A 20,304-nucleotide genomic window follows, 5' to 3' on the forward strand; every position below is an offset into this window, starting at 1 on the left:
ATGAAACATATATCACTGAATATATTGCTCCTGGCCTGTGCGTCCGTTCTTTTCAGCGCATGTGACAAAAATCTGCTGGACCAGAACAATCCGGATGCCATCACATCAATAGACCTGTGGAAAGACCCCAAGCTCATTGGCTTGTACCTGAATACGATCTATGGCGACCGGCCAGGCTGGAACTATAACTTTTACGACAACATAGCAGACGATTCCCGCAGCAACTGGACCGGGAATGAACCTAACAATCACATCTACGACCAGTGGGTGGACGGGGATGTTGGGGGTTACACCGCATACTGGAAGTACGAGGAAGTGGTAAGGATCAACGACTTCCTAGCCAACATAGATGCCGCACAAATGGATGACGCCACTAAAACCCGCTACAAAGGGGAGGCCCGGTTCATGAGAGCCTTTCTTTACTTTGAAATGGTACAGCGTTATGGCGGCGTACCGGTCATTACGAAAGTACAGCATATTACAGACGACCTAAGCGTTCCGCGGAATAGCCTGAACGATTGTTTTAAGTTCATCATTGCCGAACTGGACCAGGCTGCCACCGAGCTGCCGCCGGATGCGCCGCGCGGCAGGGTAAGCAAAGGCGCGGCAATGGCCTTGAAGGGAAGAGTGGCCTTGTATTGGGCGAGCCCGCAATATCTTACCACGGATGATAACGCCCTGTACAAAGATGTGGAAACCATCAATTCCAATACACAGGGGGCCGGAGCGGCCGAACGCTGGAAAGCAGCTGCAGATGCCAACCAGGCTGTAATAGCGTTGGGCGCGTATGATCTCAATCCCGATCTGAAAGCGCTCTGGCTGGACAAATCCGCCAATAACAAAGAGGCCATATTTGAGGTGCAGTACAAAAAAGGATTCAAATCCCATGGCCTGGATGCGCTGGTGAAGCCGCCCTACCTCGGCGCCGGAGACGGCGGGCAACGTTTCCCTTTACAGGAGCTGGTAGATGCTTTCCCCATGAAAAATGGAAGGCTGATCGGGGAAGCCGGTTCCGGCTACGTTTCCAGCGATCCCTACGCGGGCCGTGACAATCGTTTTTATGCCGCCATCGGTTACAACGGCGCCAGAACCTGGGGGAACAAAGGAGGTGCGCTCACCCAGATATCGCTTGAAACTTTTGAGGGTGGCCGCGATTACGGGAATATGGACGCAGGCAACACCCTTACAGGATATTATACATTAAAAGCGCTGGATACCCAGAACATCAATTACTCTTACCGTGCCGGCTCAGACCAGCCATGGCTTGAAATAAGATATGCAGAGGTACTGCTCAATTACGCGGAAGCAGCCAATGAATACTTGCCCGCGCCGGACCAGTCGGTGTATGACGCCGTAAATAAAGTACGGGCCAGGGCCGGGATCACAACAACGCTAACGGCAGGTAGTCTTTCAAAAGACCAGATGCGCAGCCTGATCAGGAACGAACGTTACGTAGAGTTCTGCCTTGTTGAGCAAAAGCGGTACTGGGATCTCAAACGCTGGGGCGTGGCGCACGAGAAGTTGAACAATGTAAAATATCGTAGCGTATACATCACCAAAACCGGCAACACCTTTACTTATGACTATCCGGAGCGCGACCCGCGGCCGCTCAGGTTTGATAAAAGAATGTATTGGTTCCCCATTCCGGGTTCCGAGCTTACCAAAAATCTCAAACTGATGCAAAATCAAGGCTGGCCGCTGCCTCCCGGCCGCTAGTATATCCCTGTATCTATGTTAAATATCCCCGCGCGTTATGCCGGGGATATTCATTTAAACCATTCGATCAGGAACAATTAATTTACCTCCAGGCCCCGTCATACGCATTCTTGATCACATTCTCCGGGTCGCCAATAACTGTTTTCCGTGAATTGGTATGCCAGGCTACCTGTACGTTATTGGGGAAATGCATAATAACGGTGTAAATGCCACGGTCCTGCTCGTCTGCCCATAACCCGTTCTTCCAGTAATATTCTCCGTGCTTGCCAACTATTTTGTTATCAAATCCCATCAGCTTGGTTTTCATGCGTGTCAGCATTTCTTTGGATACCAGCTTGCCCGCTTCTGCAGACAGCAGCACCTGCGCCATTTCAGGCGTATTCATGTACCAGCCGCCGGCGCCGGCTTCCAGGTATGAGGTGTATTTCATCATGCCGTTCAGTGTGGGTTGGGAATAGTTGTAATAGAGCGTCATGCTGCGGTCAGGGCTCTTTTCGGTAATAGGCCCCGCATCGTTCCAGGGGCCGATGTCTATTTTGCTGTAATTCGGCAATCCTGACTTTTTGAATATCTCTTCGCGGATGTAAGTGCGGTAGCCCTGCGCCGTTTCTCCGGCAGCAAATCCGGGCAACCAGGAGAAAGAATCCTTCCCTTTCACAATACAGGGAATCAATACACGGCATAACAAGTAGTTCACATTATTGTAAGCGTAAAAGGACTGATCGTCGCCAAAGCCCGTGGTGGCGGTTTGCATGGTCTTCACCAGGTCGCTGTAGTAGTTGCCAAAGAAGGTAAGGCCAGACTTGTGCGCCAGCAGGTGAGAAACCTTGATCTTCCTGTTGGCCGGGTGAACGGTCCAAATAGTAGGCAGCAGGTCTGCCAGGTAAGCATCTTCATCCAGCCCCTTTGCTTCAAGCGCTTTCAACAAGGCCAGCGCCGAGATGGTTTTGGTACAGCTGCCGGTTGCTTGCCGGGTGGTTACCAGGTAGTCTGTTTCGGGCATGTCAATGTCTTTCCTGGCAAGCCCGCCTTTGTCGTACTTCACGATCTTTCCGTCTTGCGCAATGGCAAAAGAAAAGCCTACGGTTTTACCTTCAAAACTTTCTTTCAGATTTTTGGAGAAGAGGGCAACGTCAAATCCCTTGTTAACGAAGTCGTCAGGTTTTTCACAAGCTGTGAGCAGGGTTCCTGTCAGTGCCAAGGAAAGGCCTGCGTTTTTAAGTAAAGTTTTCATTTTGTAAAGTGTTTTTGAGGTTCGGAAGCAAAGATGGGGTAGGGGAACGGGGTATCTATAAGAGGATTAACGAATGCAGATTTCGGGTTAACGAAATGGCAAAATGTATGGCTCCCGCAAAGTGAGCCAGATGGTGGTTTTCGCCCGGAACAGTGCTAAAGCTTCAACAGCTTTTTGATCTCTTCTGACAGCTGGACTACCTTGTTTTCTCCATAACCCGTAGACACGTACCTGATAACGCCGTTCTGATCAATCAGGAAATTTTTGGGGATGCTTGCCTTGCCATATTTATTCCATACAGTTTTGTCAGGGTCTAACGCTGCATTAAAATCGATGCCTTTCTTTTTCAGGTCTGCCATGGTTTTTTCTACCAGGTGCCTGGCTTCCCCTATGGAAATGGGAAGGAAAACAAATTCTTTATTCCTGAACGGTGTAAGGATCCGGGAAGGGATTTCATGAAATTCCATAATACATGGAGCGCACCAGGTGGCCCAGAAGTTGACCAGCACCACTTTCCCTCTGAGATCAGACAGCCTGATTTTTCCGCCACTTAGCATTTCTACGGTAAAGTCTGCCGCCGGGTCATTCTTTTTAAGAATGTACCCTTCATCAACCGGGTGCACTGGCTGTACCGCTGGTTTGGGCTGGCTGTCCCTTTGTTTCTTTTCTTCTTCTGTAAGCAGGGTGATCAGCATGATGAACCGCCTGTCATCTCCCACGCGCGGGCCAAGTTTTTCCCTGAGCCTGCTCATCTCTTCTTCAGATACGCCTTTATGCATGGCTTTAATGTAACCGGTTTGGGCATAGTGGTTTACTTTGTCCATGGAAACAATAGAATCATTGACGATGATGACATATTCCGGTTTCTGAATGGTTGTTTCCTGTGCCTGCAGCAGGCATGTTATAAAACAGAAAACAACGACAAGGATTTTTTTCATTCCAGGTGTTTTGTATGGCCTATTGCGGCAAGTAGTTACGAATGCATCGTAAATTTACGAAATATTCGTAAATATATCTGGTTAATTGTCTCGTTATTGATTTGACCGCTGTACGGTGGTATCTGCGGGGCGGGGCAGGGTACTGTCAGCAGGCTGGGTTTGCGTACTGTCTGGATGTGTTGTTTGGGCGGTATCTCTTGTTTTTCCGGTCAGAATGCTGTCTGCCTGCGTGGAGGTGATACGGGTGTTGGGAGCATCGCGCTCTTGCCGGGTGAGCGTGCCCATCTTCTCCATTTCCTTTCTTTCTTTTTTGCTGAAGAGGTTTTGCGGATTTTTTTGTTTTCTCAGGCCTTCTTCAAAGCGGTACTCGGCACCCAGCCGGGGAGGCTGGTATATACGTTCCTTCCGCTGAAAAGCGCCCCTGAACCCGGAACAGCTATACAACAGCAGTATCAGACAAAAAGCGGTTACTATCTGCAGGGGGAAACGCATGATTTACATGATATGGTTATGACTCTGGAAGTTTAACGCAGCAGGGGGCCGGTTTATTGCCTGGCTTTCCCGCAGGCGCTGCTGGAAATGCTGTAGCTCAAACCGCCAGCATCTTCAGGTATTCCCGCGGCGTTACTTCCTTGATTTCCTTGAAAAAGCGGTTGAAGTTAGAGAGGCTGTTGAAACCGCAGTTATATGCAAGGTTAGCGATCTGGGTGTCTCCATCCGCCATCAGCTTGCAGGCATGGCCCACCCTTACCTCATTGACGAACTGTACAAAGGTTTTCTGGGTGCGACTTTTAAAATACCGGCAAAAGGCCTGTTTGTTCATATTTACCAAACCGGCTACATCGTCCAATTGAATATCTGTTTTGAAATGGCTGAACACGTATTTGAAAACCTGGTTGATGCGGTCGTTGTCTTTTACCTGGTAGGTATTCACATAACCCTGGCTGGCCAGCAGCTCATATTCCCGTGTGCGGGCCAGCAGGTCGAGAATTTTCATGAAGGAAACGAGGCGGGTGAAATCATGCTGGGAGAGCATTTCTATCAGCAGTTTTTTCAGGGCCTGTTTGGTGTGCCCGGAAAACTTCATGCCGCGGCGGGCTTTTTTCAGCACTCCTTCCACCTGCTTTGCCATGCCGAAAAGCGTAAGGGCTTCCAGCAGCTTTTCGGGGTCAAAAAACAGGGCAATGGAGCGGGCGTGGGGCTCTTGCTCTCCGTTCCCTTTCTCAAAATAACGCTTGTCGTTATGCCATACATGCGGAATATCAGGGCCCAGGAGAATCAGCTCATCACTGCGGAATGTTTCAACGCTGTCACCAATAATGCGTTTGCCTTCGCTCTCCATCACGTATACCATCTGGCATTCCTTATGAAAATGAAATTCGGTGGAAAAATAGGGAAGGTCTATCACCCGCATGGCAAACACGTTCATCTGGGCATCTTCCTGTATCTTGGCAAAGATCGGTTTCATATTAGCGTAATATGGTTGACTTCTTGTAGGTTATTGCTAATATACGGTGTTTTTAGCTTGAATATTGACCCTGCATGCTAAAATCCGGCAAGAACTGGTCATTGTTCATGTAGTTTTCCCCTGCGGAGGTATTTAGATTTGTATATGCCTTGTGTGGCAACAATCTGAATTAAACCGGTATGATCAATAGAACAGACGTCAGAGATGTAAGATACAACCTGGAGAATGGCGCAGGCAGCGATGCCGTACATAAAAACCCGCAATATGCCTACGCTGCGGCAATGCTTGCGGACGATACCGGTATAACAGGAACGGGGCTCGCTTTTACGCTGGGAGAGGGGAATGATCTGGTATGCAGGGCAGCCGGGTTTTACGCAGACCGGCTAAAGGGGCAGGATATTGAAGATCTGATGCAGCACTTCGGCCAAACTTTTAATGCCCTTTCTAACGAGCAGCAGTTCCGTTGGCTGGGCCCTCACAAAGGCGTAGTGCACCTGGGGCTGGCCGCCGTTACCAACGCCTGTTTTGACCTCTGGGCCAAAAAGCGCGGCGTGCCGCTCTGGAAGTTGCTCACAAACCTTACCCCGGAGCAGATCGTGAACATACTCGACCTCAGTTACCTGGAAGACGTGCTTACCCGCCAGGAAGCGCTGGATATGCTGAAAGAGCAGGCGGCTTCCGCGCCTTCCCGCCGCCGCATCGTGGAAACGGGCTACCCCGGCTATGACACCTCTGTTGGATGGTTTAACTATAACGATGAACAAGTGCGCGAAAACTGTAAAAGGGCGCTTGACAAAGGGTTTAAAGCCATGAAGCTGAAAGTAGGCGCCGCAGACCCCCTCCGCGACGTTCGCCGTGCCAACATTGTGCGGGAAACGGTAGGCAGCACGGTAAAGGTGATGCTGGACGCTAACCAGCAATGGACGCTGCCACAGGCCATTTCCGTCTGCCGGGAGCTGAAGGCCATGGACCCTTACTGGGTAGAAGAGCCCACACATCCTGACGATGTGCAGGCCCACGTTACGCTTGCAAAGGCGGTAGCTCCGGTGAGGCTGGCAGTGGGGGAGCACGTACCTAACCGCATCCTGTTCAAAAACTATCTGCAGGCGGGCTGTGCCGGCTTTATCCAGGTAGATGCCGTAAGGGTGGGAGGGGTGAGCGAGTTCATCACCATCAGCCTGCTTTGTAAAAAGTATGGCGTTCCCGTGGTGCCGCATGTAGGAGATATGGGGCAGCTGCACCAGCACCTGGTATTGTTCAATCATATTGCCATGGGGCATGAAGCATTGTTCCTGGAACATATTCCTCATCTCAAACAACATTTTGTGCACCCCGCCAGGGTAGAGAACGGTGTATACCTTACTCCGCAGGAGCCCGGCAGCAGCTGCGATCTTAAATAGTGCAAGATGATAGGTACTACAGACATCATTATCACTATAACTTATATACTCTTTATTGTCACAATAGGGCTGTGGTCCGGCACCCGCAAGCAGCGGGGCCGGAGCGGCCCTTCAGGGGAGTACTTCCTTGCTGGCAAAACCCTCCGCTGGCCCATGATTGGACTGGCGTTGTTTGCTACCAATATTTCCTGCCTGCACCTCGTGAGCCTTGCCCAAAGCGGGTTTGATTCCGGCCTGCTCAACGGAAATTTTGAATGGATGGCTGCCTTTACGCTGGTACTGCTGGCACTGTTCTTTGTACCGTTCTACATCCGTTCCGGTGTTTCCACCTTGCCTGATTTCCTCGAACGGCGGTATAACAGGGCCTGCCGTGACTGGCTGGCTTTTGTTTCCATTGTTTCAGCGGTCATCATCCATATTTCATTTTCCTTCCTGGCCGGCGGCATTGTGTTGGAAACGTTGTTCGGCATCAACATGTACACCAGTATCATTGTCATTGCGGCGCTTACCGGGCTATACACTATCATAGGCGGCTTGCGGGCGGTGGTGGTAACGGAATCTGTTCAAAGTGTAGTGCTCATTGCCGGTGCGGTGATCATCACCGTGGCGGCCTGGAGTAAAATGGGCGGCTGGCAGCCCATGACGGAAGTGCTCAGCCATCACAATGCGTTGGACAAGCTGAGCATGATACGTCCTGTAGGAGACGCCAGCGGCATGTCATGGATAGCCGTGTTCCTGGGTTACCCCGTGCTGGGTATCTGGTACTGGTGTGCAGACCAGACCATTGTACAGCGGGTGCTGGGAGCCAGGGATGAAAATCACGCACGTGCGGGCGCCCTGTTTTGCGGCTTCATTAAAATACTGCCGGTCTTCATTTTTGTATTGCCGGGGCTGTTTGCCTATGCGCTGTACCAGTCAGGCTCCCTGGACCTTACTTCCCTGCAGGAAGGAAACGCGGTGAATACAAAAGGCATTTATACATTGATGATCACGCAGTTGCTGCCCGGCGGCCTCATTGGCATACTTGTGGCCGCCCTGCTTTCCGGGCTCATGAGCCAGATTGCCGGCGCGCTCAATTCTATTGCTACTCTTGCCAGCTTTGACCTGTACAAACGCTTCCGGCCGGAAACAACTGACGAAAAGCTGGTGAAAGTAGGGCGCTGGTCTTCCGCCATTGCGCTGCTGGTGTCTGTTGGGTTACTGCCCTTGCTGAACCGCTACCAGAGCCTGTTTGAGGGTATCAATGACGTAATAGCACATATTGCGCCGCCCATTACCTGTGTGTTCCTGCTGGGCGTTTTCTGGAAGAAAGCATCAGCGGGTGCCGCGCAGCTTACGCTGTGGGCGGGCTCTTTGCTGGGAGCGGTGGTATACGCGGTAAACAAGCTGTACCCTGCCAACGTATTGGGCCAGGTGCCTTTTATGATGATGGCGTTTTACCTCTTTGTGGTTTGTGTGGGAATGCAGGTAGCGCTCTCTTATGTGTACCCGGTGGTGCATACCGCGCAAAGCAAAACCCTGTACTGGAAATCTCTCCGGGAGCCGCTGCAAAGCCGGGGTTGGAGCGGGTTGGGTAATTACAAGGTGCTGTCGGTCCTGCTGATATTGATCATGGCAACGCTGTATTGGTTCTTTAAATAATGAAAACGGAATAGTTATGTTGAAGAAAGTTACCTGTCTGATAGTATGTTTGGCTGCAGGCTTGCTGTGCGCAGAAGCCCAACAGGCTCCGGGTGCTGTTAAAACAAGCGCTGCTGCCATAAATAATTTCATGAACATGCGGTTCGGCATGTTCATCCACTGGGGGCCGGTGAGCCTCCGCGGAACGGAAATAGGCTGGTCTCGCGGAAACCAGGTGCCGAAGGAAGAGTATGACAGTCTGTATAAAGAATTCAATCCCGTGCTGTTCAATGCTGACGCCTGGGTGAAAATAGCCAAAGACGCAGGCATGAAATACCTGACCATCACCGCGCGCCATCATGATGGCTTCTGCCTCTGGCCAACGGCATACACCAGCTACAACATTATGTCTACCCCCTATAAAAAAGATATTGTGGGCGAGCTGGCCCGTGCATGTAAAAAGCAGGGCATCAAATTCTGCATTTATTACTCGGTGCTGGACTGGTACCACCCGGACTACCCGGTTCATTCTCCCGGGAACCAGGCCATAGACCCGAAGGCCGACATGAGCCGCTATGTGGTTTTTATGAAAAACCAGCTGAGGGAGCTGCTCACAAAATACGATCCTTACATGCTCTGGTTTGATGGGGCCTGGGAGGCGCCATGGACAGATGAAATGGGCCGGGACATGTATGCCTACCTGAAAGGCATCAGGCCGGGCGTTATCATCAACAATCGCCTGGGCAAGGAGATGACCGGCACGTCCACCACCAAAAAAATAGATGTAAGCAAGATGGTGGGCGATTATGATACCCCCGAGCAGGTTGTGGGCCGCATGAATATGGAAACACCCTGGGAAAGCTGCTTTACCATTTGCAGCCAATGGTCATGGAAACCCAATGATAAAATGAAGTCATTAAAAAACTGCCTCAGCATCATTTCAAAAACCGCCGGCGGTAACGGCAACCTGTTGCTGAACGTGGGCCCTATGCCGGATGGCCGCATCGAAGCCCGGCAGGCAGCGCGCCTTAAAGAAATAGGCCGGTGGCTGCAACGCAACGGGGAAGCCGTATACGGCACTCTCGGTGGCCCATGGGAGCCGGCCGAAAATTATGCTTCTACGAGGAAGGGTAACAAGGTATTCCTGCACGTATTGCAAACAGACCTGCCGGAACTGGAGCTGAAGAACATCCCGGGTAGAAAGGTGCTGAAAGCGGCTGTGCTGAACGGCGCCGACGTGAAGGTATCCCGGCAGGGAGACACCCTCCGGGTACAGCTACCTGCTGATGCGCCAGACGGTGCAGGTTACATTATTGAGCTGGAGCTGGATGACAATGCAGCATCCCTTCCGGTGATATAAATGCGTTTTATGAAAAAGCAATGGTATTTTCCTGCGTTGGTCAGCTGGTTGCTGGTAGCTGCTTGCAGCCCGCAAAAGGCCGGTGTGCAGCGGTTTGGCATGGTAACCGGTATCAGGCCGGACAAAATTGCCTATTACAAACAACTGCATGCGGCTGCATGGCCGGGTGTACTGGAGAACCTCAACGCCTGCAACATTCACAATTATTCCATTTACCTGAAAGAAATAGAGGGGAAACATTACCTCTTCAGTTATTTTGAGTATACTGGCAGTGACTATGAAGCGGATATGAAAAAGATGGCGGCAGATACCACCGTTCAGCGCTGGTGGAAAGAAACAGCCCCTACCCAGCTGCCCTTGCCTGACGCTGCGGCTGCAGGGCAAACCTGGAGCAATATGGAAGAGGTGTTTTATCAGCCTTAAGCAACTGACAGCAACAATATTTGAATACTGAACCTGGAACGGGCCCCCCGACTCTTCGGGAGGCATTCCTTCTAAAAGACATGTTATGATGAAATACGTTTGGATATGGCTGCTATTGCCCGCGCTGGCCGCTTCAGCGCAGCCGGGGCCGGAGCATAATCTCCGGTTTGACAGCCTGGCCACCCGCTGGGATGAAGCCATGCCCCTGGGCAATGGCCTGCTGGGCGCGCTTGTCTGGAAAAAGGACGGCAAGCTGCGGTTGTCTGTAGACAGGGTAGACCTCTGGGATGACCGCCCCATGCCGGGTATAGACCAGTTCAACTTCAACTGGGTGGTACAGCAGGTGAAGAAAGGGCAATATGATACCGTCCAGAAAATGGGTGATGCGCCTTACGAGCGTAACGCCGCTCCCACGAAAATACCGGGCGCCGCCCTGGAATTTAATATCGGCGCGCTGGGGAAGGTAGTATCCAACCAGCTGGATATTCAGACCGGCATTAACACCATACGGTTCAGCAGCGGGGTGATCTTTACCACCTATGTTCATGCAACGGCCGAATACGGCGTGTTTACCTTCGAAAACATTACCACGCCGGTGCTGCCGGAAATGGTAGTGCCTGCATATGCTTCAGGGGAGAACGATGGCGGCGCCAGTTCTGTAGACGGGCAGAGCCTGCGGCGGCTTGGCTACCCGAGGGGTACAGTTACACCAGGGGCCAATACAATAACATATCACCAACCTGTTTATGACGGCAACTACTATGAGGTATTGGTACGCTGGAAGCAGTTGCCGGGAAACAAAATAACCGGCATGTGGACGATCAGCAATAATACCTCCGCCACCCTGTCTGCTCCAGGCAAGGCCACCCTGCGCAAAGCCCGGAAAAAACATGCGGCATGGTGGGGGAACTACTGGCAGCGCTCCTCTGTTAACCTCCCTGAACCGCTATTGGAGAGGCAGTACTATCTGGATATGTACAAGTTTGCCGCGGTGGCCAGGGGCAATACGCCGCCCATATCCCTGCAGGCGGTATGGACGGCAGACAACGGCAAGCTGCCGCCCTGGAAAGGTGATTTCCATCACGATCTGAATACGCAACTGAGCTACTGGCCAGGCTATACGGCCAACCATCTCGACCTCACGGAAGGGTTTACCAACTGGCTGTGGAAAACAAAAGAAGAGAACAAACGGTGGACAAAACAATATTTTGGCGTAGACGGCCTCAACGTACCCGGTGTAACCACCATTTCCGGCAAACCTATGGGCGGGTGGATACAATACTCGCTCAGTCCTACCACAGCGGCCTGGCTCTCCCAGCATTTCTACTGGCAATGGAAATACAGCGGCAGCCAACGGTTTCTCGAAGAGCAATGCAAGCCCTGGTTCAATGAGGTGTTCCGGTATTTCAACAACATCAGGGTAAAAGACAGCACAACGGGCAAGTACAAACTTCCGCTAAGCTCTTCGCCGGAATACAACAACAACAGCATCAATGCATGGTTTACCGGGTTTACCAACTATGACCTGGGGCTGGTGCGTTTCTTTTATGACAAGTATGCGGAAGTGACAGGTGCGGCCGCATCAGGCAGTAATGACTTTCCTTATTTTGATACAGACAGCGCGGGCCTTACTATTGCGCCCGGCCATCCGCTCACTTATTCCCACCGCCATCACAGCCAGCTCATTTCCATATACCCGCTGAAAGTGATCACCTACAACAATGCTGCCGGCAAAAGCATTATTGACCGCTCGCTGGCACAACTGGCCAGAAAAGGCACGCGCAACTGGGTTGGGTATTCCTTTCCCTGGACGGCCTGCCTGTACGCGCAAACCGGCAATGGAGACAGTGCAGTGAGCATGCTCCGGAAGTTTGCGTCCAACTTTGTGTCTGTTAACAGTTTTCATTTGAACGGAGACCAGAAGGGAGGCCAGTATGCAGATGCCACCTACAGGCCGTTTACGCTTGAAGGGAACTTTGCTTTTGCGCAGGCGGTGCATGAATTATTGATACAGACCCGGCAGGGAGTTATTACCCTATTCCCGGCTACGCCGGCAGAGTGGCGGCAGGCGGCATTTCAGCAGCTGCGTTGCGAAGGGGGCGTGCTGGTTTCCGCCACCATGCGGGAAGGGAAAGTAACGCAACTTGTTCTGAAGGCAGAGCAGGCGGGGCCTGTGAAGGTAAAACTGCCGTTTGCCAGCTTCCTCCTCGCCGGCCGGCAGCGGCCATATGAAGCGAAAGACGGCGTATTAACGGTCAGCATGAAGAAGAATGAAATTATAACAATAAAACAGATGGCACAGTATTAGATAACTTTGCTAGTACTTCAAGGTTAATAAACTGGGCAGCATGAAAACCATTAATATATCCGGAGCGCGTCAAAACAATCTGAAAAATATTTCGCTCAAAATCCCCAAAAACAAAATCACGGTTTTTACGGGCGTTTCAGGCTCGGGGAAGTCGTCACTTGTTTTTGAAACTATAGGAGCAGAAGCGCAGCGGCAGATCAATGAAACGCAACACAGTTTTATTCGCAACCGGCTGCAGCATTTTGGGGTTGCCGATGTGGAGAAGATAGAAAACCTTAACGTGCCCGTCATCATCAACCAGAAAAGGATAGGAGGGAACGCCCGTTCCACTGTAGGCACCATTACAGACATTTATTCGCACCTGCGCCTGTTGTATGCACGCATGGGAGAGCCGTTTATTGGTTATTCCAACGCCTTTTCATTCAACAATCCGCAGGGTATGTGCAAGCGTTGCGATGGCCTGGGAAAGGTGAACACCGTGAACGTAGACAAACTGATCAACAAGGAAAAGTCGCTGAACGAAGGCGCCGTGAACTTCCCTTCTTTTCAGCCAGGCGGCTGGCGCTGGACGCGGTACGTTTACTCCGGCTATTTTGATAATGATAAAAAGCTGAAGGATTATACACCTGAAGAATGGCAGCTGCTGTTATATGCAGAAGAACATAAGCCCCCGCGGCCCGGTAAAGAATGGGGCAAAACAGTAATGTACGAAGGTGTTATTGCCCGCATAGAGCGGAGTTTCCTGAACAAGGAATCGGCGGAGTTTGAAAGGGGAAAGGCCGCTATCCGCAAGGTGATCAGGGAAGAAACCTGCCCGCGCTGCCATGGGGCAAGGCTGAATGAAGCGGCGCTGTCCTGCAAGATAAATAACAGGAATATTGCAGACTGTACAAAAATGCAGATAGACGAACTGCTGGCATTCGTCAATACCCTGCACTCTGAAAAATATGAAACGGTTATTGGAGAGCTGCGCAGCAAATTGGCCCACCTGGTAGCCATTGGCCTTCCATACCTTAGCCTGGGCCGGGAAACGGCCACGCTTTCCGGCGGTGAATCCCAGCGTATCAAAATGGTGAAGCACCTTGGCAATAGCCTGGTAGATCTTTTATACATCTTTGACGAGCCCAGCATAGGCCTGCATCCGCAGGATGTAGACAACCTCACGCACATCCTGCAACGCCTGCGCGACAAGGGAAATACCATACTCGTGGTGGAGCATGACCCTGACGTGATCCGGATTGCAGACCACGTGGTAGACATGGGGCCACGCGCCGGCACTTCAGGCGGCAGGGTCATTTACGAAGGCAGCTATGCCGGGCTGGCGCAATCTCCGGGATTGACAGGCGCATATTTTTCAAAGCCAAAGCAGTGGAATATGCAGCCAAGATCCTGGCATACCAGCATTCCTATACGTCATGCCAATCTTTTCAACCTGCAAAATATCAGTGTAGACATCCCGGAGCAGATCATGACCGTGGTAACCGGTGTGGCCGGGTCCGGAAAAAGCACCTTGATCAACAAGGTATTGCCGGCCGCCCATCCGCATGCCAGCATCATTGACCAGTCAATGTTTACTGCCAGCGTCCGCTCCAACCTGCTCTCCTTCCTGGGTATTGCAGATGATGTGAGGCTGCTTTTCGGGAAAGAGAACCGTGTAAGGTCGGGGCTGTTCAGTAGTAACAGCGAAGGCGCCTGCCCGGAGTGTAAGGGCCTCGGCGTACTGAAAATTGACCTGGCGTTTATGGAAGATGTGGAAGAACCTTGCGATAGCTGCGGCGGCAGCGGTTTTTCGCGGGAAGCGCTACAGTATTTATACCATGGTAAAAATATTGCAGAAGTACTGGCACAGACGGTAGAAGAAGCGATCCTCTTTTTTGGCCATCTGCCTCTGGTAAAACCGATGCAGCAACTTTCCCGGCTGGGTCTTGACTACATCACGCTGGGGCAGCGCCTGAGCACTTTTTCGGGCGGAGAGCGCCAACGCCTCAAGTTATCTGGCGAGCTGGAAAGCAAACAGGGCCTCCTGGTGCTTGATGAGCCTACCACCGGTCTGCATCCTTCAGACATCGGGAAGTTGATGGAAGTGATCAATACACTGGTGGTCAACAAAAACACGGTAATTGTGATAGAACATAACCTGGACGTTATTGCGCAGGCAGACTGGATCATAGATCTGGGGCCCGGCGCAGGGGCTGAGGGCGGTCGGGTAATGTTTGAAGGCACGGTGGAGGGCATTCTGGAATGTGAGGCCTCTGTTACGGGGCGCTGCCTGCAACGTTACCTCTCTGCGTAATATTTCCTTACTTTGTAACTGATGCCCAACCGCCTGAAATTACCAACGCTGCTCCTGCTCTGCATACTGGCCGCATCCTGCGGTACGGCCTACCGTTTGCCGTTGCCGCCGCGCCCGCCCGGCGCTGCCAGCGGCAATGGTTTTTACAAGGTAATAGATTCCATGAAATGGCACACGCGGGAGCCGCTTGCCATGCGGGAAGTACTTTCCGGCAACGTGCCTGATTTTCTCCGGAAATTTGTACCCATCCACACTTCCATTACCGGCGCCAACGGGAAAAAAATTACGGCTACTTTTTGGGTAGCGCCTGATTACCTGTCTGTTGGCGGTAACAGTGACTTTGCCCGCATACCGTTTACGCCCGTCACCGCCCAGCGCATTGCAGACAGCCTGCAATGTTTTTTGCCCACCCGAAAAATGGTGAACGATATTTACAGCCAGGCCAGGGTAAAGCTGGAACCGGTACCCCTGTATGCTTTTCGTGACAGCGCCATTATTTTCTACCATCATCACCTGATCATTGAGGGCCAGCGTAAAGGAAGGAAAGGCCTGATTGCGGGCATCAAAAAAGATGTGGTGATCAGCGCAAAGGTGGCGCAAGACAAAAGGCCCAACAGGGTAGCTATTTACGGATGGCATAAGCTGGACGGGAAGCCCATTCAACCCTTATACACCGGGCATGTAGACTGGTATGTAGACTACAGCCATGGCATACGCCTGGTGTACCGGAAAATTAAAGTGGATAAACGGTGGATGGACTACACCGAAGTATTGCAGCACCCGGAGTACAGGGCGCTGCTCTGTGATGAAGATGCCTGTGACTTCTTCCGCTACCCGTACTAACGTTTCACCTGCTCAAAAAAGAACACGCCTTTTTTGTTAGATATCACAATGTCTTTCAACCCGTCTTTGTTCATGTCCTGCACTACAAAATTGTTCCCTACACCGGAGTTGTTGTCAATTTCATGCGCCGTCCACGTGGGTGTTTTGCCGGGTTTGAACGCAAACCAGTATAGCACCGCGAGCTCGTGCGCGCCGGGGTCTTTGCCGTTATGGGCATAATAACGTTTACCGGTGATGATGTCCCGGTGGCCGTCTCCGTCAAGGTCTTCCAGCGCCAGTGCATGGGTCTGGGAAAACTGTTTGCTGATCTCGTGCGTTGTCCACTGGCCGTTTCGTTGCTCATGCCACCAGATGCCGTATTTGTGGGCGGAGGAGCTGATGACGTCTGCTTCGCCGTCCCGGTTGGCATCCAGCACTACCATATTGGAGCAGTCTTCCCCAAGGTTGGCGGCGTGAAACGTCCAGTTGGAGCGGGTTACATCGGCAGGGCCTTCCCACCAGCCGCTTTTGATGATCACATCCTTCCTGCCGTCTTTGTTCAGGTCTCCCCAGCCCAGGCCGTGTGTATATTTGTGCGTGCCGCGGAGGCTGTCTGTGCTGATCACGTACCGTTGCCATTGCGTATTGCCTTTGCCGGAGGGGGCCTTCATCCACACCACTTCGCGGGCTTCCGTATCGTTACAAATGATATCGTTTCTGCCGTCTCCGTCTACGTCAACAAACAAGGGTGTTTCATTACCGGCGGTTTTCAGGATGGTGTGCCGTTGCCAGGGCTTACCTGTTGTTTTGGGGTTTTCATACCAGGTACAGGCTGCGCCGGGCTGGTCAAAGCGGATGAGGTCTTGCCAGCCGTCACTGTTTACGTCCATACGGTAATTCAGGAAGGTGGTGCTGTAACCGGCTATGGCATCAGTGGTATCTGCGTGCAGCAGGTGGCGTGTCCAGTTGGGGGCTTCATACCACCAGGGGCCGGCCAGTATGTCTGTCTTTCCATCGTTGTTCACATCTCCCACGGCTACGCCTTCAGATACAAATACGTTGCTTACAACATGTTTTTTAAAAGATATGGGCGCGCCGGCCGAAAAAATAGCTGCAAACAGGGTGGAGGCGGCGTAGTAAAAAATGTGCTTCATGTGTTTTCGTGGAATCTGGTGAAAAAAGAACAGGTCTTAAAATAGCAAAATAATCGGGTATCTCACAGCACAAAATAGCGGGGGCGGTGGTTGTCAGACAGCAAGGCTTCTGCATAATCCAGCACGCCATTGCGGGAGAGCTGTTCCAGCTTCAGTTTTACCGGTGCATAGTCAAGGTCTGCAGGAACATCCAGCACAAAGTAGCCGATGCCTGCGGATGCCATCCCGCAACCCATTTCCCGGAAAACTCCGCTTATGGTCTCTTCATTTTTTGTGGTATGCATCAACATCACCTGCACGGTAGAGTGACCAGACGGCTCAATAATTTCCCGGCAGTAGAAATTGTTTTCTTCCGCATCATGCTCCGCCCTTACAACATCCCCGCAGGCTACGCCGGGCATGTACAGCGGAATGCTGGTTATTTTATAACGCCCTTCCATTCCGCTTATGGCTTCAGCGGCAAGCGTTTCAATAGTTTCTTCTCCCAGCACGCTGCTCTGAAAGCGGAATACAATATTTACCGGCCTGTTTGTCATAACCGGCAAAATACAAAAACGCGTTTGAATGCCTCAGAAATTGACGGCCGCGCCCTGCCGGGAGGGCAGCGTGGCGGGAGACTGGCCCCAGCTTGCACGATAGTACTGCGTGCTGTCTACATCCACACCTGTAGCATTTTTTAGCCTGATGGCAATATTGTTTTCTGCAGCTTTGACCAGTTTTACACCGGAGATGCGGGCTCCCTGCACATCGTCCAGCATAATGGCATACCGGCCGTCTGGCTGCTCCACGTTGAAACTGCTGTTGGTAACGGTCAGGCCCTGCACATGCCGTGCCCATAAACCGTAAGAGGGCTGCACCTTGAGGTTGGAAGCATTGTACTGCCCCACGCCCAGCTCAGGTGGGGTGGCTGCAGTATCTGATAAAGGATTGCCGCCTTTTGCCAGTATATGCACATCGTTAAACACAATGTTCCGGATATAGCCGGTATGTTGGCCGTTGGGGAGCGTGAAATTGAGGCCGCCTTCTGTAACGCTGTTGTCTGGCAGGCTGTAACCGGCTACAATGGGGCTTGCACGCCGCTGGGAGCCGTTGTAGGGCTTCCAGCGCTGGCCGCTGAAGGAGCTGCCGGCATATACCTCATAAATGTCTATCCCGTTCAGGATGATGTTCTCCACACGGCCTATGTTCACGTTTTTGGCCAGCAGCTCGTGGTGCGGCACGCCGTTGTCCGTAAAGGCATATTTACCCACTTCTGCGCCCAGTATACGGGCCCTGTTGGAGATGGAAATAAAAAAAGGAGTGAAGGTGCGGTACATTTTGGAGCGGGCATGCAGGGGGCCGGTGTGCCCGCAGTTGAGGTGAATGTCTTTGATGTGCGCACCATCGTTGGTGGAAATGGAAAAGCCGGCTTTGTTGGCGCCCAGCACGTAGATGTTGTCCACACAAATATCCATAATGTCATCTGCCGTTTCAGAACCTATCTGGAAAAGGTTGCAGTTGGTATCGCCAATTATGTTGCGCACGCGGTGGCGGCTCGCGGGGCGGGTGAAGCCCAGTGAGCAATCTGACCCGGGTTTTACAATATCGTCAGAACTTACCTTCGAGTATATATTGGTAACGGTTACGTCATTACAGGCCATGAAATCATAGATATCACGGGCATTGGAAGTATGATGTTTGCCGAAATAAGTGTCATGTACGTTGATATGGTCACTGCCTGTGGCCAGCAGCACAAAATGCCCGGCGCGGTCTATCTGCAGCATGTTATCGGTGTCTGTCAGCTTTTCACCGTTTTTGCCGATGTAGCAGGGAGCATCTTTTGCTTCATCGTACCAGAGATCTTCCTTCCGGTAAATGCCGCCTATTTCAATATTGGTGCAGAGCTTCAGGGTAAACATCTTGTCTGCCCGGCTATCGGGCGCATTGTTCATCACTTTGTCACTCGTAGCCAGGTTGCCGTTGCCGGTAATGCGGCCGTTGCCCACGATCTTGATATTGTTGAGGCGCTCACCGAAGAACATGGTGTTGCGGAAGTAATGATGACCTACGTCCTGCTTGGTAAGATAGTTTTCCGGGTCTTGGTAGGGGCCGATGTCTGTTGGCGAAAGGCCGGAGCGGTACTTTTTGTCGCTGAACCAGGTGGTTTCCGGTGCGTCCGCGCCTTTGAGCGCCTTGATAGTGGCATCCTTATCTATATACAGGTAAACATTGCTTTGCAAATGCACCGTACGCACGCAATACGTGCCTGCGCTGAAAAGCAGCGTGCCGCCGCCGCTTTGGTGCAGGTAGGCAATGGCTTCATTTACCCGGGCCGTACAATCTTCTCCGTCCGTTCCTTTTACCCCGAATGTTTTGATGTCGATTTTACCGGAATAGAAGCGCGTAATATTGGAAAAGCCTTTGTGCGGCCCGCTTTTAACAGAGAGGCGGAACAGGTAGTGTTGGTCAGGTTGCAGGCCGTTAACGGTGGCAGCAGCGCGTTGCAGGTCTATGGCAGCATTGGCGCGGCTCCATGTTTTTCCGCCGTTGAGGGATTGCATCAGCTCCAGGCCCGCCGCATATTTCACCGGGCTCCAGGTGAAGCGGGCGGTGGTGTAGGTATCTGCCGTTTCGCCGTATTGCAGGCTTTGGTCTGCCACGCGCTCCAGGTCTGCAATCTGCCGCGTAACGGTCAGCATTGCTACTTCATTGCCGGTGCCGGCGCTGCTGAGTACCTCCGGCTGTGCTGTTGTATACGAGGCTTTGAAAGGATAGCGCCCTGCTTTGGAGAGTTGTACCCCGCTGATCACCAGCTTTACATCGGCGCCGTTGGCCGGGCGCAGGTCAAGCCCACGGAGGCTGAGCAGCGTGCCGGTGGCAGTGGGGGTAATGTTAAATGTGCCCACCTGTGAATAACTGTACCGGGAGCCTGCCCGGCCAATAGATTGTGTGGGCAGGTTTTTCAGTTTCACATCGCCGCGCCCTATGATGTTGACGGTAACGTTATCTGGCGTAATGGTGATGCCCGGCGGAACGTAGATATTGACGGTGGCGGAGGGGCTCCGCTGGCCGGCTGTGAAAAAGAGCGTAAGGTCTCTGTGAGTATTTTGTGCAATGGCTTCCTGCGCCAGCTGCAACCGGCCGCCGATGGCCATAGGGCTAAGGCAGATGTAATAGGTTTTGCCGGCTTTGCCTTTTGTTGTTACCACCAGCCGGTCTCCTGTTTCAAGGCTGCCCGCGGTTTTTTGGGCGCCGTTTTTACCGGTAATAGCATATTGCTGCGCCACGCCGTTTGGCGCCACCAGTTGAGAGAGCAGTTGCCGTACGCTGGTGGTGGTAGTGGTGAGGCCCTGGTCTTCAGGCGTGTCTACCGTAAATGCATAGGTGCTGCCGGTGGCTACCACAATAGTATCTCCGGTAATACGGGCAATATGGGTGGCATGGGAACTAATGCTTACACCCGGGCCGGCAGGAGTGTCTCCCGCGGTAACGGGCAGTGAAAAGCAGGCTAAGGCGCAGAGCGCCAAAGACAGTAGTTTCATAATCGTGGATTTAGCAGTATGTTATGTTCCGGCTTGCAGTAACCGGC

15 protein-coding genes are annotated in these 20,304 nt (G+C 52.2%); 8 read left to right on the forward strand and 7 right to left on the reverse strand.

Annotation, left to right across the window (positions count from 1 at the left end; genetic code table 11):
* Nucleotides 1–1,716, forward strand: a complete 1,716-nt coding sequence (locus ABDW36_RS18780; protein ID WP_343703467.1) for a RagB/SusD family nutrient uptake outer membrane protein — start codon at nt 1–3, stop codon at nt 1,714–1,716.
* Between the two features lie 82 nt (nt 1,717–1,798).
* On the opposite strand, the gene ABDW36_RS18785 is transcribed toward ABDW36_RS18780, so the two are convergent.
* The 4 genes from ABDW36_RS18785 to ABDW36_RS18800 all read right to left on the reverse strand — a co-directional run bounded on the left by ABDW36_RS18785 (nt 1,799) and on the right by ABDW36_RS18800 (nt 5,356).
* On the reverse strand, nt 1,799–2,917 hold the full coding sequence (locus ABDW36_RS18785; protein ID WP_343703468.1) for a serine hydrolase domain-containing protein: 1,119 nt from the start codon (nt 2,915–2,917) through the stop codon (nt 1,799–1,801).
* A gap of 188 nt (nt 2,918–3,105) precedes the next feature.
* Nucleotides 3,106–3,888 (reverse strand): TlpA disulfide reductase family protein, encoded by a 783-nt coding sequence (locus ABDW36_RS18790; protein ID WP_343703469.1) that lies wholly within the window; start codon nt 3,886–3,888, stop codon nt 3,106–3,108.
* A 93-nt stretch (nt 3,889–3,981) separates the two neighbouring features.
* Nucleotides 3,982–4,380 carry a hypothetical protein gene (locus ABDW36_RS18795; protein ID WP_343703470.1) on the reverse strand — a complete coding sequence of 133 codons (399 nt, stop codon included), beginning with the start codon at nt 4,378–4,380 and terminating at the stop codon, nt 3,982–3,984.
* A 97-nt stretch (nt 4,381–4,477) separates the two neighbouring features.
* Nucleotides 4,478–5,356, reverse strand: a complete 879-nt coding sequence (locus ABDW36_RS18800) for an AraC family transcriptional regulator (protein ID WP_343703471.1) — start codon at nt 5,354–5,356, stop codon at nt 4,478–4,480.
* A gap of 179 nt (nt 5,357–5,535) precedes the next feature.
* Between ABDW36_RS18800 and ABDW36_RS18805 the strand changes: the two genes are divergently transcribed.
* The 7 genes from ABDW36_RS18805 to ABDW36_RS18835 all read left to right on the forward strand — a co-directional run bounded on the left by ABDW36_RS18805 (nt 5,536) and on the right by ABDW36_RS18835 (nt 15,603).
* Nucleotides 5,536–6,756, forward strand: coding sequence for an enolase C-terminal domain-like protein (locus ABDW36_RS18805; protein ID WP_343703472.1), 1,221 nt, complete (start codon nt 5,536–5,538; stop codon nt 6,754–6,756).
* A 6-nt stretch (nt 6,757–6,762) separates the two neighbouring features.
* On the forward strand, nt 6,763–8,397 hold the full coding sequence (locus ABDW36_RS18810; protein ID WP_343703473.1) for a sodium:solute symporter: 1,635 nt from the start codon (nt 6,763–6,765) through the stop codon (nt 8,395–8,397).
* 16 nt (nt 8,398–8,413) lie between these two features.
* The gene (locus tag ABDW36_RS18815; protein WP_343703474.1) at nt 8,414–9,736 is read left to right on the forward strand and encodes an alpha-L-fucosidase; all 1,323 of its coding nucleotides are present in this window, start codon (nt 8,414–8,416) and stop codon (nt 9,734–9,736) included.
* Nucleotides 9,737–9,745: 9 nt separating this feature from the next.
* Nucleotides 9,746–10,159 carry an L-rhamnose mutarotase gene (locus ABDW36_RS18820; protein WP_343703475.1) on the forward strand — a complete coding sequence of 138 codons (414 nt, stop codon included), beginning with the start codon at nt 9,746–9,748 and terminating at the stop codon, nt 10,157–10,159.
* An 85-nt stretch (nt 10,160–10,244) separates the two neighbouring features.
* On the forward strand, nt 10,245–12,467 hold the full coding sequence (locus ABDW36_RS18825) for a glycoside hydrolase family 95-like protein (RefSeq protein ID WP_343703476.1): 2,223 nt from the start codon (nt 10,245–10,247) through the stop codon (nt 12,465–12,467).
* Between the two features lie 40 nt (nt 12,468–12,507).
* Entirely contained in the window at nt 12,508–14,760 is a 2,253-nt protein-coding gene (locus ABDW36_RS18830; protein ID WP_343703477.1) for an excinuclease ABC subunit UvrA, read from the forward strand.
* A 21-nt stretch (nt 14,761–14,781) separates the two neighbouring features.
* Nucleotides 14,782–15,603: a hypothetical protein gene (locus ABDW36_RS18835; protein ID WP_343703478.1), complete on the forward strand. Its 822-nt coding sequence runs from the start codon at nt 14,782–14,784 to the stop codon at nt 15,601–15,603.
* On the opposite strand, the gene ABDW36_RS18840 is transcribed toward ABDW36_RS18835, so the two are convergent.
* The 3 genes from ABDW36_RS18840 to ABDW36_RS18850 all read right to left on the reverse strand — a co-directional run bounded on the left by ABDW36_RS18840 (nt 15,600) and on the right by ABDW36_RS18850 (nt 20,257).
* Entirely contained in the window at nt 15,600–16,736 is a 1,137-nt protein-coding gene (locus ABDW36_RS18840; protein ID WP_343703479.1) for a VCBS repeat-containing protein, read from the reverse strand. The genes ABDW36_RS18835 and ABDW36_RS18840 overlap by 4 nt on opposite strands.
* A 62-nt stretch (nt 16,737–16,798) precedes the next feature.
* Complete coding sequence (locus tag ABDW36_RS18845; RefSeq protein WP_343703480.1) at nt 16,799–17,272, reverse strand: DUF4265 domain-containing protein; 474 nt, start codon at nt 17,270–17,272, stop codon at nt 16,799–16,801.
* 33 nt (nt 17,273–17,305) lie between these two features.
* Entirely contained in the window at nt 17,306–20,257 is a 2,952-nt protein-coding gene (locus ABDW36_RS18850) for an endopygalactorunase (protein ID WP_343703481.1), read from the reverse strand.
* Between the last annotated feature and the right edge of the window lie 47 nt (nt 20,258–20,304).

The sequence above is a fragment of the Chitinophaga sp. genome (assembly GCF_039596455.1).
Classification (GTDB): domain Bacteria; phylum Bacteroidota; class Bacteroidia; order Chitinophagales; family Chitinophagaceae; genus Chitinophaga.

Bases quoted from the DNA above. Each gene is read 5' to 3' on its own strand.
- ABDW36_RS18780 (WP_343703467.1), top strand. From the start codon at position 1: ATGAAACATATATCACTGAATATATTGCTCCTGGCCTGTGCGTCCGTT.
- ABDW36_RS18845 (WP_343703480.1), bottom strand. From the start codon at position 17,272: ATGACAAACAGGCCGGTAAATATTGTATTCCGCTTTCAGAGCAGCGTG.
- ABDW36_RS18795 (WP_343703470.1), bottom strand. From the start codon at position 4,380: ATGCGTTTCCCCCTGCAGATAGTAACCGCTTTTTGTCTGATACTGCTG.
- ABDW36_RS18810 (WP_343703473.1), top strand. From the start codon at position 6,763: ATGATAGGTACTACAGACATCATTATCACTATAACTTATATACTCTTT.
- ABDW36_RS18815 (WP_343703474.1), top strand. From the start codon at position 8,414: ATGTTGAAGAAAGTTACCTGTCTGATAGTATGTTTGGCTGCAGGCTTG.
- ABDW36_RS18835 (WP_343703478.1), top strand. From the start codon at position 14,782: ATGCCCAACCGCCTGAAATTACCAACGCTGCTCCTGCTCTGCATACTG.
- ABDW36_RS18805 (WP_343703472.1), top strand. From the start codon at position 5,536: ATGATCAATAGAACAGACGTCAGAGATGTAAGATACAACCTGGAGAAT.
- ABDW36_RS18830 (WP_343703477.1), top strand. From the start codon at position 12,508: ATGAAAACCATTAATATATCCGGAGCGCGTCAAAACAATCTGAAAAAT.
- ABDW36_RS18790 (WP_343703469.1), bottom strand. From the start codon at position 3,888: ATGAAAAAAATCCTTGTCGTTGTTTTCTGTTTTATAACATGCCTGCTG.
- ABDW36_RS18820 (WP_343703475.1), top strand. From the start codon at position 9,746: ATGAAAAAGCAATGGTATTTTCCTGCGTTGGTCAGCTGGTTGCTGGTA.
- ABDW36_RS18850 (WP_343703481.1), bottom strand. From the start codon at position 20,257: ATGAAACTACTGTCTTTGGCGCTCTGCGCCTTAGCCTGCTTTTCACTG.
- ABDW36_RS18800 (WP_343703471.1), bottom strand. From the start codon at position 5,356: ATGAAACCGATCTTTGCCAAGATACAGGAAGATGCCCAGATGAACGTG.
- ABDW36_RS18825 (WP_343703476.1), top strand. From the start codon at position 10,245: ATGATGAAATACGTTTGGATATGGCTGCTATTGCCCGCGCTGGCCGCT.
- ABDW36_RS18840 (WP_343703479.1), bottom strand. From the start codon at position 16,736: ATGAAGCACATTTTTTACTACGCCGCCTCCACCCTGTTTGCAGCTATT.